General features: G+C 43.3%; 15 protein-coding genes (1 of these 15 running past the window's edge). 6 read left to right on the plus strand and 9 right to left on the minus strand.

The features are described 5' to 3' along the window. Positions 1 to 149 precede the first annotated feature (149 nt). A complete protein-coding gene (locus tag CIT02_RS07250; protein ID WP_292611077.1) occupies positions 150 to 1271 on the plus strand; it encodes a helix-hairpin-helix domain-containing protein in 1122 nt (373 codons plus the stop codon). A gap of 131 nt (positions 1272 to 1402) precedes the next feature. Here CIT02_RS07250 and CIT02_RS07255 read toward each other — a convergent pair whose 3' ends face one another. The 6 genes from CIT02_RS07255 to CIT02_RS07280 all read right to left on the minus strand — a co-directional run bounded on the left by CIT02_RS07255 (position 1403) and on the right by CIT02_RS07280 (position 7874). Then, complete coding sequence (locus tag CIT02_RS07255) at positions 1403 to 1804, minus strand: AAA family ATPase (RefSeq protein WP_292611079.1); 402 nt, start codon at positions 1802 to 1804, stop codon at positions 1403 to 1405. After that, positions 1801 to 2586, minus strand: coding sequence for a ParA family protein (locus tag CIT02_RS07260; RefSeq protein ID WP_292611081.1), 786 nt, complete (start codon positions 2584 to 2586; stop codon positions 1801 to 1803). Before CIT02_RS07260 ends, CIT02_RS07255 begins: the two co-directional genes overlap by 4 nt. Positions 2587 to 2725: 139 nt before the next feature. Then, on the minus strand, positions 2726 to 3916 hold the full coding sequence (locus tag CIT02_RS07265) for a Xaa-Pro peptidase family protein (RefSeq protein WP_292611083.1): 1191 nt from the start codon (positions 3914 to 3916) through the stop codon (positions 2726 to 2728). 61 nt (positions 3917 to 3977) lie between these two features. After that, positions 3978 to 5813, minus strand: a complete 1836-nt coding sequence (locus tag CIT02_RS07270) for a threonine--tRNA ligase (protein WP_292611085.1) — start codon at positions 5811 to 5813, stop codon at positions 3978 to 3980. A 278-nt stretch (positions 5814 to 6091) separates the two neighbouring features. Next, positions 6092 to 6631: a GNAT family N-acetyltransferase gene (locus CIT02_RS07275; protein ID WP_292611087.1), complete on the minus strand. Its 540-nt coding sequence runs from the start codon at positions 6629 to 6631 to the stop codon at positions 6092 to 6094. 4 nt (positions 6632 to 6635) lie between these two features. Beyond that, the gene (locus CIT02_RS07280; RefSeq protein WP_292611089.1) at positions 6636 to 7874 is read right to left on the minus strand and encodes an MgtC/SapB family protein; all 1239 of its coding nucleotides are present in this window, start codon (positions 7872 to 7874) and stop codon (positions 6636 to 6638) included. Positions 7875 to 8190: 316 nt separating this feature from the next. Here CIT02_RS07280 and ilvD point away from each other — a divergent pair, with 316 nt between their 5' ends. The 4 genes from ilvD (at position 8191) to CIT02_RS07300 (ending at position 12925) form a co-directional block, all read left to right on the plus strand. Beyond that, complete coding sequence (gene ilvD, locus CIT02_RS07285) at positions 8191 to 9846, plus strand: dihydroxy-acid dehydratase (protein WP_292611091.1); 1656 nt, start codon at positions 8191 to 8193, stop codon at positions 9844 to 9846. An 8-nt stretch (positions 9847 to 9854) separates the two neighbouring features. After that, a complete protein-coding gene (locus CIT02_RS07290) occupies positions 9855 to 10334 on the plus strand; it encodes a signal peptidase I (protein WP_292611093.1) in 480 nt (159 codons plus the stop codon). 160 nt (positions 10335 to 10494) lie between these two features. Then, positions 10495 to 12189 (plus strand): arginine--tRNA ligase, encoded by a 1695-nt coding sequence (gene argS / locus CIT02_RS07295; RefSeq protein WP_292611095.1) that lies wholly within the window; start codon positions 10495 to 10497, stop codon positions 12187 to 12189. A 187-nt stretch (positions 12190 to 12376) separates the two neighbouring features. Beyond that, on the plus strand, positions 12377 to 12925 hold the full coding sequence (locus CIT02_RS07300; protein ID WP_292611098.1) for a TetR/AcrR family transcriptional regulator: 549 nt from the start codon (positions 12377 to 12379) through the stop codon (positions 12923 to 12925). Positions 12926 to 13112: 187 nt separating this feature from the next. On the opposite strand, the gene argF is transcribed toward CIT02_RS07300, so the two are convergent. The 3 genes from argF to purD all read right to left on the minus strand — a co-directional run bounded on the left by argF (position 13113) and on the right by purD (position 16106). Beyond that, positions 13113 to 14018: an ornithine carbamoyltransferase gene (gene argF, locus CIT02_RS07305; RefSeq protein ID WP_292611100.1), complete on the minus strand. Its 906-nt coding sequence runs from the start codon at positions 14016 to 14018 to the stop codon at positions 13113 to 13115. A 183-nt stretch (positions 14019 to 14201) separates the two neighbouring features. After that, positions 14202 to 14765, minus strand: coding sequence for a hypothetical protein (locus tag CIT02_RS07310; RefSeq protein WP_292611102.1), 564 nt, complete (start codon positions 14763 to 14765; stop codon positions 14202 to 14204). A gap of 27 nt (positions 14766 to 14792) precedes the next feature. Further along, positions 14793 to 16106, minus strand: coding sequence for a phosphoribosylamine--glycine ligase (gene purD, locus CIT02_RS07315; protein WP_292611104.1), 1314 nt, complete (start codon positions 16104 to 16106; stop codon positions 14793 to 14795). 280 nt (positions 16107 to 16386) lie between these two features. Between purD and CIT02_RS07320 the strand changes: the two genes are divergently transcribed. Next, on the plus strand, positions 16387 to 17091 hold the 5' end (the start) of the coding sequence (locus CIT02_RS07320; RefSeq protein WP_292611106.1) for an acetolactate synthase large subunit. It continues 1035 nt past the right edge of the window; 705 of the gene's 1740 nt are visible here — the first part of the coding sequence; the start codon lies at positions 16387 to 16389; its stop codon lies beyond the right edge, outside the window.

The following is a 17091-nucleotide window of genomic DNA, read 5'->3' on the forward strand; positions in this document are numbered from 1 at the left end:
TGTCTTTATGTTAAAAAACTTGATTTTATGATATATTTGAACAAAGAAAATTTGAAAACTGAAAAAATAATTCTCCTTACCTGACATGTTACTTTGCATCTGCACTCTCTAAATTTTTATGTACCTTAATGGATATAGGATAAGTCTGTATGGAGATGGAAAAACTTCGAATTCTGGGTGAAGCCTCCCAACATGATCTCTGCAACTATGTCAGTCTTAATAAGGAGAATTTCACTTCTCCCAAGTTACCAGGGATTTATCATGCCCGCACGCAGAATGGGTGTCAGGTTCCGCTTTTTAAGGTCTTAATGAGTAATCATTGTACCAGTGATTGTAATTACTGTATTAATCACTGCCATAACCGTTTTGATAGGGTTGAATTTTCACCCCAAGAGTTAATATCACTTTTCCTTCACTACTACCAGAACCACTATGCAGAAGGCCTATTTTTAAGTTCAGGGATGCCGGGTGACGCTGATGTGGCCATGGAGAACATGGTGGAGGTGGCCCGTAAATTGCGTTTAGAGTATGAATACCAGGGTTACATACACCTTAAGGTGATTCCAGGAGCTTCCTATGATATGATCAAAAGGGCCATGAGCCTGGCAGACCGGGTAAGTGTGAACCTTGAATCAGCCACTGTCACCGGTTTTCAGGAGCTCACCAGTACTAAGGATTATCATAATGATGTTCTGCGTAGGATGAAATGGATTGGACGTTTAAAAAGACGTCACCCTGAAATGGCCCCTTCCGGCCAGAGCACCCAACTCATTGTGGGAGCCAACAATGAAACAGATCATGATGTTTTAAAACGTGCACAATGGCTACACAAACACCTGAATATTAATTTAAGTTATTTAAGTCCCTTTGAACCTCTTAAAGATACTCCCCTTGAAGGCCATACCCAACCAGAGGAAAAACGAAGCCCTCGCCTATATCAGGCCCAGTTTCTTCTGAATTCCTATGGTTTCTCCCTGGATGAGATTACCCTGGATGAGGAAGGGTTTCTGATCCTGGATGAAGACCCTAAAATGCTCTGGGCCCAATCACATCCCGATGTATTCCCGGTGGAAGTGAACGAAGCCAGCCTGAAAGAGTTGATGCGGGTCCCGGGTATTGGTAAAAAATCAGCCCAGAGGATCATTGAAAACCGGAGAAGGGGAGTGAAGTTCACTGAAATGGATGAACTGAAAAAAATTGGGGTGGTGGTAAAACGAGCCGAACCATTCCTCCAGTTGAACCATGCCCGGCAGACCACCCTTTCTTTTTAAAAACCTATTTAAAAACTAATATTTTATAAGAATTTCACCGGAAAAAATAGAGTTATAAGTTATAACTAATAAGTTCTAACTTATAATTAATTATAACTTATAACTAACCGCCTCCATTTAAGGAGTTATATCTATAAATTTTCCTTTTCAAACATTTCCCAGATCTCGGGATATTTCTGTTGCACTGCTTCCTCAATGAGGGCTGAAGCCTCTTTACTTATACTGAATGCTGGTTTAGTATTCTTTAAAAACCTCAAAACCGCAGCAGATCTGGCAGACCATAAGGATATGCGAGGATTCTTACGTACTTCCATGATTACGCCATCCACAATGATTTTATTTGGATCTTCACTGGTTTTGGTTTTCCGGGGTTGGGGAGAGGTTTTAGCCTTGGAATTCCTGGAAACTGTTTTGGTGGTCTTCTTTTTTACAGATTTTTTTCCTACTGTTGCTTCCTCTTTTTCAGGCTTTTCTTTACGAATCAGGGCATCTAATCCCCTTCCCAATGCACTTTCACCCTTTTTAGCCGTCATTTATTGTCCTCCAGATCATTACTCAATGATAGGAATTCTTTAGCCAGGTCATTGTAGGCTTCCGTGCCTATGCATTCCTCATCGTAAATTATACATGGTTTTCCATGGCTGGGGGCCTCGGCCAGTTTCACATTACGGGGAATGGTGGTTTTGAAGATGTACTCCCGGTCTCCGAAGTACTGTTTAACATTATGGTAGACATCCCTTCCCAACCGGGTTCGGGAATCATAAAGGGTGATTAATATTCCTTTAATTGGTGATGGACTCTTTAGGCGACTTTCCACCAGGTTCATGGCATCTAACAGATCAGCCATCCCCTCCAGTGCGTAGAATTCCGCCTGGATAGGAATGATCACACTGTCCGCAGCCACCAGGGAGTTGATGGTTAGTATACCCAGAGAGGGAGGCACATCCAGCAACACATAGTCGTAATCATCCAGAAGGCCATCCATGGACTCCTTCAGGATGAAGGGAAACCCGATATCTTTACTTAACTCTACTTCTGCCCCACTAAGGGAAATGTGGCTGGGGAGCACGTCCAGTCCTGAAATTTCCGTGGGGACAATGGCTTCATCCATGGTTTGTTCCCCGGTCAAGACCCGGTAAACAGAATTTTCTTCGTTCTTTTGCACTCCAAACGCAGTGGTGGCATTGGCCTGGGGGTCCATGTCAATTACCAGAACTTTCTTTCCTAAAAGGGCTAGTGCTGCCGAGAGGTTTACTGCTGTGGTGGTTTTACCACAACCTCCCTTCTGATTGAGTATTGATATTATTTCTGCCATAATGGTTCTCCATAGTTATCTTGAATTATAAGTTATAAGTATAAGTTATAAGTTATAATATTTATAGTTTGTAGCGCGTTAATAGGGGGATTTAAAGGCATTTATGAAAAAATTGGAAAAATGATAAAATTTAAAGAAATCAAAAAACAGGGACCAGGCCCGGATTATCACCGGTGATACATTCCCCACCACGGGGGGTTACAATGAAGGTATTTTCGATCCCCACCATACCCACACCCGCAATTCCATTTTTAGGTTCCACTGCAAACACCATTCCTTCCTGTAGTGGTTGGTCGAATCTTTCAGCAATCACCGGGAGTTCATCAATCAGAAGCCCGATGGCATGCCCCAGGAACTTCACCTTACGAGGGCCGAACCCCATGAAGTTTTCCAGGAAATCTTCATCCAGGTTGTCCATTATCCGGTGGTATATCTGGGAAGGGATTGCACCGGGTTTAAGCATTTTTGTAATCTTATTCTGTATTTCCAAACACTTTTGGTGGGTTTCTATGGCGTGTTGTGGTATGGAACTACCGAACATGTAGGTCATGGTCTTATCAGTGTTGTAACCGTTAAAAGCACACCCCACATCCACAAATACCAAGTCCCCATTTTTAAGTTTTCGCTGGCGGCTTCCCAGAACTGGTGCTGCCGGGCTTAAACCCCGGGTTCCGCTGGCACCGTCAAAATAGGTGGGATAGATGGAACTATCACCAAAACCAACATGTCCCACCACCATCTCATTATCGAACATCCCAAAACGGGTTAGGCCATCATGTCCTTCTTCTACCAGGGTTTTAAAGATTGTAACCGCCAGATCAGCCTCACTCATACCCTCCTGCAGCATATCCGGTAGCAGATCTTCGATGACACGTTGATGGATTTTTCCGGATTTCCTCATGAAAGAGAGTTCATAATCACTTTTAACTGCCCTTATCGTGGCCAGTTGTTGATCAACTGGTTTGAATTGTTTAAATGGGAAGTGCTTGTTAAAGCGCTGGTACAGGGCCAGGGGCACTACTTCCGTTTCCAGGTACACTGTATCGGGAAGAGTTTTAAACTCTTTTTTAGCATCACGGAAACTTCTCATGGGTTTAATGGAGGGGAAGAGGGATTCGTCCTGGGATCGCTCGTAACTGCGCCTTACCCATAGAGTGGGCTCTCCTTCTCGAGGTATAATGAGCATGCCGTCCTGCATGGTCCCAGTGAAGTAGTACTGGTTGATTTTACTGAAAATCACTGCCATTTCCCATTCTGGATTCGAAACCGCCATCATGTTCCGGAAAGAATTTATTCTTGCTTCCAGTTCAGATAAAGGAACTTTTTCCATGCGATTATCCTTCTTAATATAGGTGATGTTTGTTTTTTAAAAAAGGTTTAAGTTAACTTTTTTAGAAGTTGACTCGGCGGGAAAGGTCCACTGGCAGGGGCAGAGGACGGAAAGGCATCCCTTTGGTCTCCAGTTGTATGACATCTATGAGTTCCTGGAGACCCATGGATACTTTCTGACCGGTTTCACGGACATTAACGGTTAATTCAGAACCTGTTTCCATTTCACGGTCCCCAATCACTATTACATAGGAAACCCATTCTCCTCCGGCATTTCGAATCTTTTTACCCACTGTTTCTGGCCGGTCATCCACGTCCACCCTTATACGGGCATCTTTGATTTGCTGTGCCAGTTGGTGGGCGTATTCGTTGTGTCTTTCGGCAATGGGTATGACCCGTACCTGGGTGGGTGCCAGCCATACCGGTAACATGGGCACCTTATCCTTCATGTCCAGAGCCGATTTTTCCAGTAAACTGCATATAACCCTTTCAATACTTCCAGTTGGACTGCAGTGCAGTATATAGGGATGATGTTCCTTCTCTTCCGAGTCTATGTAGGTGATTCCGAATCTTTCCCCACTTTCCACGTCGATTTGAATGGTAGGGTTTTCAATAGGTCTTCCCAGTGCATCCAGGGCTGCGAAGTCCATTTTACATATCCAGTAATGTTTACGTTTCGGGAGGATTTCCATCAGTACTGGTTTACCAATGCGGGCTGCGGCCTGGTTGATCCATTCCCGGTTTTCTTCCATGAAGTCGGCGGTGGCCCGGAAGATTACCTCGTAGTTAACATCCAGGTCTTCACCGGTACCCTTGCACATCTCAATCTGGCTTTCAAATTCCTGGAGAGACTGTTCCACATCACTGCAAACTGTGTGCAGGTCGGGCATGGTGAATCCACGGAGTCTTTTCAAACCTACAACTTCTCCTTTCTTCTCCAAACGGAAGCTGTAGGTGGATAGCTCGTAGATACCAACTGGTAAGTTTTTCCAGGTTAAAAATGAGTCGGCTAGAATTCTAAATGCTCCGAAACATGCGGCGAATCGCAGCATGAGGTCTTTTTTACCGCTGGTCATTCTGTACTGCCGTTCTCCGAATTTTTCAGCGTGTACCCTGATGGCCTCATCAGCCAGGTCGTACATTATGGGTGTTTCCACCGGCATGGCTCCCCGGTCAGTTACCAGGGTGTAAACATAATCTGATAGGAGGTCACGGATGAGACGGCCCTTGGGGTACCATCGGAGGTGGCCCACATCGGCGGATGGTTCGTAATCCGCCAGTTTTTTCTCCCTCATCAGTTTCACATGGGGTGGTTCTTCGCCAGTGGATTCTCCCCGTCCCAGTTCATAGTCCACCAGTTTCTCCAGGTCTTCACTCTGGTAAGTGTAGTCCTCAATGTCCAGAAGCTCCCCCTTGTTCAGTATGTAAAACTGAGATTCCTCTTCTTCAGATTCTTCTTTTACGTCCTCTGTTACCTCAGAACTTATGCTCCGGGAAAGTTCCGATAGAGGGTGTCCTTTACAGGATACCTCGAATGCTTTGTACCATCCGAAGGGCACTCTGCTGACTGGCAGATCCCGGGACAGCAGGGCAGACTCCATGTTAGCCAAAATCTCTTTAGCTATATCTGGAGCGCCTAAAGATGAACTTAAATGAGCGTAAGGATATATTACAATGTTTTCTGCCTTAACTTTCCCTGCTACATCCATTATTTCTTTAACTGCATTGTCAACCACGGCAGTTGGATTTTTTTCATCTTCCTTCTCTACGGCGGTGAAAGCTACCAGTGCATTTTCAAACTGGCCTTTTTTCTTTTCTTCACCTATTTCCTCTGCTATTCGTGTTTTGGATTTTGTTTGGTACTTTAAATGATCAGAATGAATCAAAAGTATGCGCATGCTACCACCTTAATTGTAAACTCAGTAATTAAACTTGTAATCTTACTCTAATACGAAGCATTTAAAAATAGGTTTCTGTTGTGATATTATTTATAAACTACCTCTCTTTTATAGACCTCTCCCGAGATCTTATTAATATAGCCCAATAAAACCCCATTAATTAAATAAAAGATTAATCAAGGCAAATAACATAATTAAGTTTAATTCACTGTTTTAAATGTTAACCAATGCATTTTACTGTATTTAAACAATGATAAAACAACTCATTTATTTCTTTTTTACATTTCCCATTCCATTAGATTCATGAAAGTTTCAAATCCCATTTTTTTCCAGAATTTAACTGACTTGGGATTGAAAACAGCAACTTCCAGTTCAATACGACTTAATCCCTTTTTTTTAAACCATTTGACTGACTCCAGGAACAATTGTTGGCCTACCCCCTTCCTCTGGTATTTCTCGGCCACAGCCAGGTTATCTATCAGACCATACTTAACATTGGCATATACCGGGGGTTTCTCACCTACTTTAGATATGCAGTACCCCATTACCCCCTTATCACCTGCAGCCACCAGGACCACGGCATCCGCAGATTCCATTAACTCCCCAACATACTGCAGGAAAATCTCCGGAGCATCGGGTAATTTCTTTAGAGAATAACCATTTTTTTGATGGAATTCAACGCATTCCTGGTATATCTCCTTTAAATCCCTAAAATCTCGTTTTTGACAAACTCTTAAAGTATATTCCATATATTTACCCTCTAACATCGTTTCGTTTCGTTTCCAGTATCCATTCCTTCCACGAAGGATTGTATTCATTATCTTACAGCACCAGAACTGAGATTATACCGGCGATTATAATGATTAAAAATATAATACCAATATTTCGGGCGAATTTCCTGGTACCCAGAAATAATGCTATTAAAAATTTGAAAAATGTATTGGAAATGGCAGCCAGGGTTATGGCAGTTACTGCTGTACTGTTGGGAATGGTTTCCGGTGCCAGTAATGCCATGCTTATGGTAATGGCATCCACATCCGCTACTCCCGATATGATACTGGCCAGGTAGACACCACTGCTCCCCAGGTACATGTTGGCTATCTTGGAAAGGAATAAAATTGCCAGGAACAGTGCTCCAAAGATCAGGGCCGGTTTTAATGAGAAGGGATTCTCTAGCTGAAGATCGGCATCCATCTGTCGAATTTCAGCCCTTCTCCAGATGATAATCCCCAGTAAAATACCCAGAACACCCATCACTATCATGGGGGCTGACAGATGGGGAAGGAGTAAAGGGTTGATAACCGAAACCTCAAAAAGTATTCGCAGGAACATCATGGAACTGGCCACTGTTGCAGCGAAAACTGCAGCCTTCATCAGAAATTGTGATTCCTTAACTCTGGCGGCCATGGAAGTGACCACCGCTGTGCTGGATACCAGTCCGCCCACGATTCCCGTGACCCCTAATCCCTTCTCCGGTCCAATGAATTTCATGAGAATGTAACCGGTGAAACTGATGGCCGAAATAAACACCACCATCAACCATATCTGGAAGGGATTGAAAACCGCCAGGGGCCCGATGGCCTCGTCAGGGAGGAGTGGTAGAATAACAAAGGCTATTATCAAGAATTTAAGTGTGTTTAACAGCTCTTTTTCACTCACCTGATGGGCAAACTGGTGAAGGTGCGGTTTAACTGCCAGGAGGGTGGTGATGATTATAGCCAAGATAGGAGCCAGAAGCATCCCTTCATCGGTGAAACAGAGCAGTCCCAGGATAAAAGTTAAAAATGCAGCAATTTCAGTAGTTATACCCACATCACCATTTTTTCGAGTGGTAATCAGGTAACTGAGGCCTACCAGAACCACCAACCCTGAGAATGATAGCAACCAGAAGTAGGGAAGGTCCTTTGACATATAAGCAGATAGGGTTCCCATGAGGGCAATTAAAATGAAGGTTCTTATCCCAGCAAACTCCGCTCCTTCCTGTTTTCTCTCCCTTTCAATGCCTATCAGGGCCCCCAAAGCCAGGGAAATTAAAAATTTTAGGATTAACAGCATATCCATATTAATTATAATAACCCCCAGATCATATGAAAATTTTCACCATAAAAGTATATTTTCCTAAAAATTATCCACTGTATTTACTGGGAAAAAAACTACGGAAACTGTACAACACTTTATTGGCCAATTAAAAATCATGATTAGCCAATATAACCAATTAGAATATTATAACCTCATAATCAAGTAAATAAACCTTACAAATCCAGAGACATCAGTGGGAAGAGTACTAACTGAAAGCAAGATAGTATTTAAAAGAATGTAGGAACAATATCTATAACATTATAAGTATCGATTTTATAGGACTCACAGGAGATTTTGGATGAGAAGTGATAACATAACTAAGGGGATGCAAAGAGCCCCTCACCGCTCCCTTTTACGGGCTTGTGGTGTAACCGATGATGAGATGGATAAACCATTCATTGGTGTGGCTAACAGCTTTACTGACATAGTTCCCGGACATATCCATTTAAAACAAATTGCTGGCGCCGTTAAACTGGGAATCAGCCAGGCCGGAGGTGTGCCCTTCGAGTTCAGCACCATGGCTATCTGTGATGGAATAGCTATGAACCACGATGGAATGCGCTATTCACTGGCCAGCCGCGAGATCGTGGCCGATACTGTGGAGAGTATGGCCCAGGCCCACAGTCTGGATGCTCTGGTTCTTTTACCCACCTGCGACAAGATCGTGCCCGGAATGCTCATGGCTGCAGCCCGACTGGACATACCATCCATAGTGGTTACTGGTGGCCCCATGCTCCCTGGAGAGTACAAGGGCGAAGCTGTGGATCTTATAGATGTTTTTGAAGCAGTGGGCCAGGTTTCTGCCGGTAAAATGAGTGAAGAGGAACTGGACGAATTAGAGCATTGCGCCTGTCCTGGGGCCGGATCCTGTGCCGGATTATTCACAGCCAACAGTATGGCCTGTTTAACTGAAGCCATGGGCATGAGCCTGCCCTACTGTGCCACCACCCATGCCGTGGATTCCCGGAAGATCCAGATGGCCCGGGAATCAGGGGAGAAGATAATGGAGCTGGTGAAAAAGAACATCACCCCCTCCATGATCATGACCCAGGAAGCCTTCTACAATGCAGTAGTGGTGGACCTGGCACTGGGAGGCTCCAGTAACACAACCCTACACTTACCAGCCATTGCCAATGAACTAAGGGATAAAGGAGTTGAAGTCAATTTAGACCTGTTTGACAGCTTAAGCAGAGAAATACCTCACCTGGCTGCCATCAGCCCCTCAGGTAAACATACCATGCTGGACCTGCACAAAGCCGGAGGCATACCTGCTGTTTTAAAAGTGTTGAAGGACCAGATCCATGCCAAAGCCCTCACTTGTACTGGTGATCCCCTGGAAAGTAACTTCCAGGACGCTGAAGTTACCGATACCACAGTTATACATTCCCTGGAAGATCCCGTACACCAGGAAGGAGGCATAGCGGTTTTAAAGGGCAATTTAGCCCCTAATGGTTCGGTGGTGAAACAAGCTGCAGTTAGCGCAGACATGTTGACCCACGAAGGCCCGGCTAAGGTCTTTAACAGTGAAGAAGAGGCAACCCAGGGCATATTTAATGGTGAAGTTAAGGAACAAGATGTGATTGTCATCCGTTACGAAGGCCCCCGTGGAGGTCCAGGTATGAGGGAAATGTTGAACCCCACTTCCGCCATATCGGGAATGGGTATAAAGTCTGTGGCATTGATAACCGATGGAAGATTCTCTGGAGGAACCAGAGGCCCATGTGTTGGCCATGTTTCCCCAGAAGCCATGAGTAACGGACCTATTGCCGTGGTAGAAGATGGTGATATCATAAGGATCGACATACCACAAAGGAAACTGGAACTGGATGTTACCGAAGAAGAGATCAAAAAAAGGCTCGAACAGGTTAAACACCCGGAAAAACCGTTGAAAGGGTGGTTAGCCCGCTACAGTAGACTGGCCAGCTCAGCAGATGAAGGTGCTATTTTAAAATAGGTGATCCCATGCCTAAAAAACAAAGGAATAAAAAACCAGCCCCATCTTCTTCTGAGGAAAAAACAGGGATGTGGAGGGAAATAGCCAGTTACGTGATCATCATACTGGTGGGGATTGTGCTGGCCCAGCACCTTAACGTGGTTGTTTCCGGTAGTATGGAACCTGTTTTCTACCGGGGAGATGTGGTGGTCATTGAAAAATCCAACTTCATTGGGCTCCAGGAAATCAATCCCTCGGATCTGAAGGTGGGAGATATTGTTATATACAATGCCACCTGGTTCCCCGAGCCAGTGATCCATCGCATAATCAGTATCCAGGAAGGGTCAGATGGGCAGAAGTATTACGTTACCAAGGGTGATAACAATCCCAAAGCCGACCCGAGTCTGGTTTCAGTTAACCAGGTCCAGGCCAAAGTGGTTAGTATAGGAAACCAGCCCCTGGTAATTCCTAAAATAGGGTACATTACCCTGTGGATCCGTGGACTTTAGTCCACTGATTCTTAATTTTTAACATCACCCTCCCTTAAAAAAAAATTAATTAGATTCATGCCTTATTATCAAAGATTAATTATTTGATTATACATTTAGTTAGACCAGGTTACAATTTTAAAATTATCCATTCAAAAATATCCCTTTTACAGGTGAATTCATGTACAAGAAATTAGAAAATAAAGCTATCGAATCGGTGCAAAACACGATCCAAACCCTCGGATGGGAAGAACCCTCCGAAATCAAATTTGAAATCCCTCCAAACCCTAATATGGGGGATATGGCCACTTCAGTTGCTTTTCAACTGGCTTCAACACTGAAAAAATCTCCAGTGGATATTGCCCAGAGTATTGTAGAAAACCTTGAAGTTAAATCTCCTTTTAAAACCGTGGAAACTAAAGGACCCTACATCAACTTTTTCTTTGCCCCGGAACTGTTCTCCCGGATGGTGTTAGAATCTGTGCAGGAAGATTACGGCTTACTGGAAGAGAAAAATGAAAAGATAATCCTGGAACACACCTCGGCCAATCCTAACGGTCCACTGCACATTGGACATATCCGGAATGCCATTATAGGAGATTCTTTGGCCCGAACTCTCAGATCTGCAGGTTATCAGGTGGAAACCCAGTACTATGTGAATGATATGGGACGGCAGATTGCCATGATTGTGTGGGGCCTGCAGAATCTGGATTACCAAATGGATCCCGAGGGAAGGGGAGACGTTGAAATCGGAAAGCTATATTTCCAGGTTAATCAGGAATTAAAGGCAAATCCTGAAATTAAAGGTCAGATAGATTCTATTTTAAAAACTTATGAGGAAGAAAACCCTCCAGAACTGGAATCAATGTTTAAGAAAGTGGTTCGTAAGTGTCTGGATGGAGTGGAGGATACTTCACGTCGCATGAACATTGTACACGATGATTTCATATGGGAAAGTCAGTTTGTTCGGGATGGATCCATGGAAAAGATACTGAAAGCCCTGGATGAATATACCACTCAAAATGAGGTTCTTTACCTGGATTTAACTGATTACGGGATTGAAAAGGAACTTATTTTGACCCGTTCCGATGGTACTTCACTTTACAGTACCCGGGATCTGGCCTACCACCTCTTCAAGTCTCAAAATTCAGACCAGGTGGTAGATATTCTAGGTTCTGACCATAAATTGGCCATTGATCAGTTGAAGATTGCCCTGGGACTGGTAGGGGGAAAAAGTCCAGATGTTGTCTTCTACGAGTTCATAACCCTCCCTGAGGGGTCAATGTCCACCAGGAGAGGTGTTTTCATCAGTGTGGATGAACTGATAGATGAAGCCACTCAGAGGGCCCGGGCAGAGTTAGAAACAAGAAGACCGGAATTAGGGGAAGATGAAAAGAATAACATTGCAAAAATCATTGGTGTGGGAGCCATTAGATATTATATCTCTCGTTTATCCCCTGAAAAACACATTGTGTTTAAATGGGATGAAGCATTGAGTTTTGAGAGAGGATGTGCATCTATCCAGTATGCCCATGCACGAGCATGCAAATTACTGGAAAAAGTTAGTGAATTCAATCCCGCTAATGTTGATATGGATTCTCTGGACTTCCAGAATATGGATACACTGGAAATTGACCTCTTGAAAACACTGGCCAGATTCAGTACCATCATCGAAGATTCTGCCCGGGATTTACGGGTTCATCCTGTGGCCCAATATGCCCTTGAAGTGGCAGGAGCATTTAACAAGTTCTATAAATCAGTGCCTGTGATTGGATCTGACAAAGAATTGCTAAGATTACTTTTGGTTGATAAATCCAGGATAACCATCAGGAACGCACTTGATCTTCTGGGAATAGAATCCCCCTCATCCATGTAGGTTACCAGAGGCCAGTAAAAAATGAAATTTTAGGCCATTTTAAGGTTATTAAAGGTTTATTAAGGTGACCGGACAAAAGAAATTGATGACCTTAACATGATTCTTGCTCAATTTAGAGAAATATAGGTGTCATCGGAAATATTACTTAATAAAAGGCTACTAAGAAAAGATTCAAGGATGAAATTCAATGTCTAATGGTACTGAACAGAAAATATTGGAAGCTGCTCTAAAAGTTTTCTCAGAAAAAGGTTATACGGGAGCTAGAACCCGTATAATAGCCGAAAGATCTGGTTTCACAGAGATGACACTGTTTAGAAAGTTTGAAACCAAGGAAAATCTTTTTAATCAAGTGTTAACTGTGAATCAGCAGAAGATAATGGAAAAGGTGAACTCCCTAGTGCCTTTGGATGATGAAATAACTGATCCTAAAGCCCAGTTCAAGGTTTTAATATTCAATTTAGTGGATTTAATTGACGAAAACTTTGATTACGTGAATATAATCATCTACGAAAGGGACCGGGCATCTAAATCCATTACTGAACTCTTTATATCCCATCTGGGTGATTACTTAAAGAAGTTTCCCCAGGACAAAATAGATTCCAATGTACTGGCCTACATGATCCTGAGCTTCCTGTACTTCATCATTTTAAACAAAGAATCGGAAGATGCTATGTTAAACATGGATGAAGCTGTGGAAGAATTTATAACCTACCATTCCAACTCTCTTGAATTGTAATCCACACTACCCTTTTCCTTTTTTTCTAAAATCAGTAGGCCTTTAATAAATATTTTAACCCAAGGATCCATTTTAAAAGTAACCCCTGTTAAAAATTGTTAAAAATTAATAACTCAGGGAAATACAATCCCCTATTTATTCAAAAATATAAAAAAAATAGAGATTTGAGAAAAAATAGTAGGAAAATCTAATCTTTAAGCAAATGGTAGAGTATAGCCTTCTGGACATGCAGCCGGTTTTCTGCTTCATCCCATACTGCAGACTGTGGTCCGTTTAAAACTTCTTCAGTTATTTCCTGACCCCTTATTGCGGGGAGGCAGTGAAGTACCATGGCATCCGGGGCGGCCATATCCACCAAGTTCTGGTTAACCTGGTAATCCTGCATATCCCTTATTCTCTGGGCTTCTTCTGCTTCGTCACCCATGCTGACCCAAACATCAGTGTACAAAACATCCGCATCTTTAACTGCGGCAGCAACATCATCGGTGATGTTTATGATGGAACCTGATTGTTGAGCTATCTTGCGGGCCTCTTTGAGGATAATGGAGTCGGGTTCATAGTTAGGGGGGCACGCTACAGTGAAATCAATACCCACCATGGCGGTGGCCAGCAATAAAGAATTACAAACATTGTTCCCATCCCCGAGGAAGGTCATTTTAAGATCTAAGGTGTTTTTGCGTTCCCTAATAGTAAAAATATCCGTGAAGGCCTGACATGGGTGTTCCAGGTTGGTTAAACCATTTATCACCGGTATATCTGCGTACTGGGCAAACTGGAGAACATCGTCGTGCTCACGTGCTCGGATCATGATCCCATCCACGTAACGGCTCATGGCCCGGGCAGTGTCGGGTATTATTTCTCCTCTTCCTAACTGTAGATCAGAAGCCGATAAGTAGAGAGGATGTCCACCCAACTGGTACATGCCAACTTCAAATGATATCCTGGTACGAGTTGAGGATTTTTCGAAAACCATGGCCAGAGACTTACCTTTTAATGGTGCTTCTGGACCTTCCCCATTTTTAAACTTCTCAGCGTCTTCTAATATTTTCTCCAGATGATCTCGTGCGTCTAACGCAGATAAAAGGTGCTTCATAACCTCATCCCTATTAATCTTTTATGAAATTAAATGCAGTTTATAATTAAAGCTTTATTGCTGTCCAAACCTACTAACCGCAATTATAATTCAAAGCTCAATAAATATTACTCTGAAGTTGGAATATCTACTGGTACCTTTACTTAAAGTTTATGAAAATGCTGAAATGGTATTAAAGAATTTTTAACCGAATTCCAGCCTATAAACTCTTTTAATAGCTTCCAGTTCTTTTTCGCTCCTTTCAATCCTTTCTTCGTCTTCAATAACCCTTTGCACGTTACTAATCCACTGGTGATGGTACTGGGGGGCTTCTTCAGGAGAACTATTGGCAAATTTGTTATGTGCTTCATCTGCCAGGTTCTGGTGCCTGATAAGATCTTTTAACCCTTCATCCCTTTCTAATTTAGCCTTTTTGTAGATTTTAGAGAGTCCTTCCCTTATTTCATCATTAACCATGGACTTGGAATCGGAGATATTCCTCTTCAAATCGTTTATTTTCTTATCAGTTGCCACCAGGTCATCAGAAAAATTATTTAACTTCATCCGTGTTTTTTCTCTTTTCGGAGAATATTCTCCCCTTTCCCTGGCTATTAACTTTGTTTCCAATGCCAAAATCTCATTTTTGATCCGTGATCTCTCCTGTTTGGCCTGGTCCAGTTTCAATTCATAGTCCAGTATATCATGGGCGAGATCCTTGATCCGGGTAATGTTGGGTAAGTTATTCAGGTATCTACGGGTTCTGGCCATTTCAAATCCCTCCCCCATAAATATTTCTTACTGTTCCCGAATTTCCTGCATATGCTGGATTCTCTGGGCAATGAGTTTCTCTGTTCCCACATCACGCCGGTGGTACAGGTCTCCCTGAACATACTGGGTGGCCCTTTCACACCGTTCTTCTGCCTCGGCTATACTATCGGCAGTGGTAACCAGGCCCAGAGCCCGGGAACCTGTGGTTAATATATTTCCGTCCTTTTGATTCACTGCAGCGTAAAACACCATGCCACCTTCTTCCTTTATCTTTTCTTCATTTACTTGGATGGGCTGTCCAGCTTTACCACTTTCTGGATAACCATTGGGCACCAGGTACTTGCACACCGTTGCCTGGGGTTTGAATTGAGCCTTTTTAAGGTTTCCATCCACCACTCCCTGGCATAACTCTATCATACTAGTTTCCAGTAGAGGTAAAACATTCATGGCCTCCGGATCTCCGAAACGGGCGTTGTATTCCACCAGTTTAGGTCCATCACGGCATAACATGAACTGACCATAAAGAACTCCCTTATATGGACTTGCTTCTTTTTTAACAGCGGCAATGGTTTCTTCCATTACTTTAACCGCAGCATCATAATCTTTTGAATCCAGGAAAGGTAATAACCCATTTTTATCTGAGTATGATCCCATCCCTCCAGTTATTGGACCCTGATCCCCCTCGTAGGCATGGGGATGGTCCTGTACGGCTGGCATGGGAATCAAGTGGTCCCCGTCAACCAGGGCCTGTACTGTAAATTCTTCCCCTATCAGGCGTTCCTCAATAACCACACTGGCATGACCACCTATTTTATTATCAATAATTTCTTTTACGTAGTTTTTAGCATCTTCAGCATCTTCCAGGTGTTCACCTACGATTTTAACACCTTTTCCACCGGTTAAACCCACCGGTTTCACCACTACGTCCTCTCCAAAATCATCAATGAATTGGGCAGCATCTTCCACTGTATCGAAGGCACCATAGGCAATTGAACCCGATATTTTGTAATTGGCAAATAATTCACGCATAAAAGCCTTGTCAGTTTCAATTCTGGCTGCCTCCTTTGTTGGACCCACACAGGGGATTCTTACACCCTGAAGTGCATCCACAATGCCCTGTTCCAGGGGTGCCTCGGGACCGATGATGGCCAGGTCCACTTTCCGGTCTTTGGCGTATTTTTTCACCCCTTCAATGTCCATCTCACTTCCAACCTTGAATTGAGAAATGCGGGCAATACCCGGGTTATGATTACTCATTATTGAATAAATATCAGCTTCTTCATGTAACGTCTGACATATGGCGTGTTCTCTTGCTCCAGTTCCTATCACCAGAATCTTCATCTTGACCCTCCGAATAATAACTATAATTTTAATCTTTCTTTTATTTACAACAACATATAATTCCTGCCATTATGTTGCCTTATTAGTAAGTTGTAAAGGAATCACGGCCCCCTTTAATTACCCAGATAAAGAGTGTAGGGGCTTACCTATCTTAGTAATTCCAATTATTATTAATACACACAAATACATATAACATGAAAACTAAAACCGGGATATACAAAATCCCTAATAGATTTTAGATAAAACGTAATTTTTAAAGAAAATACAACTGGTGTCAAATATGAAGGGCAGTCAAGCCATAATCAAGTCACTAACCGATGAGGGAGTGGACGTAGTCTTCGGATATCCTGGAGGAGTCTTACTCCCCCTGTACGATGTAATCTACGATTCAGACCTCAAACACATACTGGTAAGGCATGAGCAGTGTGCAGCCCACGCAGCAGACGGCTATGCTCGGGCTTCCGGTAAGGTAGGTGTCTGCATAGGCACTTCCGGTCCCGGTGCCACCAACCTGGTAACCGGTATTGCTACGGCCTACATGGACTCCGCTCCTGTGGTAGCCCTGGCCGGACAGGTAGGCACCTCTCTGATTGGTAACGACGCCTTTCAGGAAGTGGACACCATCGGCATAACCATGCCCATAAGCAAACACAGTTATCAGGCCATGGATCCATCAGAAATACCACAGATGATCAGATCGTCATTTTACATTGCCCGGACTGGAAGACCGGGCCCAGTGGTGGTGGATCTTCCTAAAGATGTCCAGGAAGGAGAGCTGGATTATCCAGAGAACATAACCATCGATCTACCCGGTTACAAACCCACCAAAAAGGGGCACCCCTTACAGGTTAAAAAGGCAGCCGAACTGATATTGAAGTCTAAAAAGCCAGTGATACTTGCCGGGGGAGGAGTTATACATTCAGAATCATCTGAAGAACTTCAACATATATCAGAACTCATTGGAGCACCGGTTACTACCAGTTTA

The sequence above is a fragment of the Methanobacterium sp. BAmetb5 genome, from assembly GCF_003491305.1.
Lineage (GTDB): Archaea > Methanobacteriota > Methanobacteria > Methanobacteriales > Methanobacteriaceae > Methanobacterium.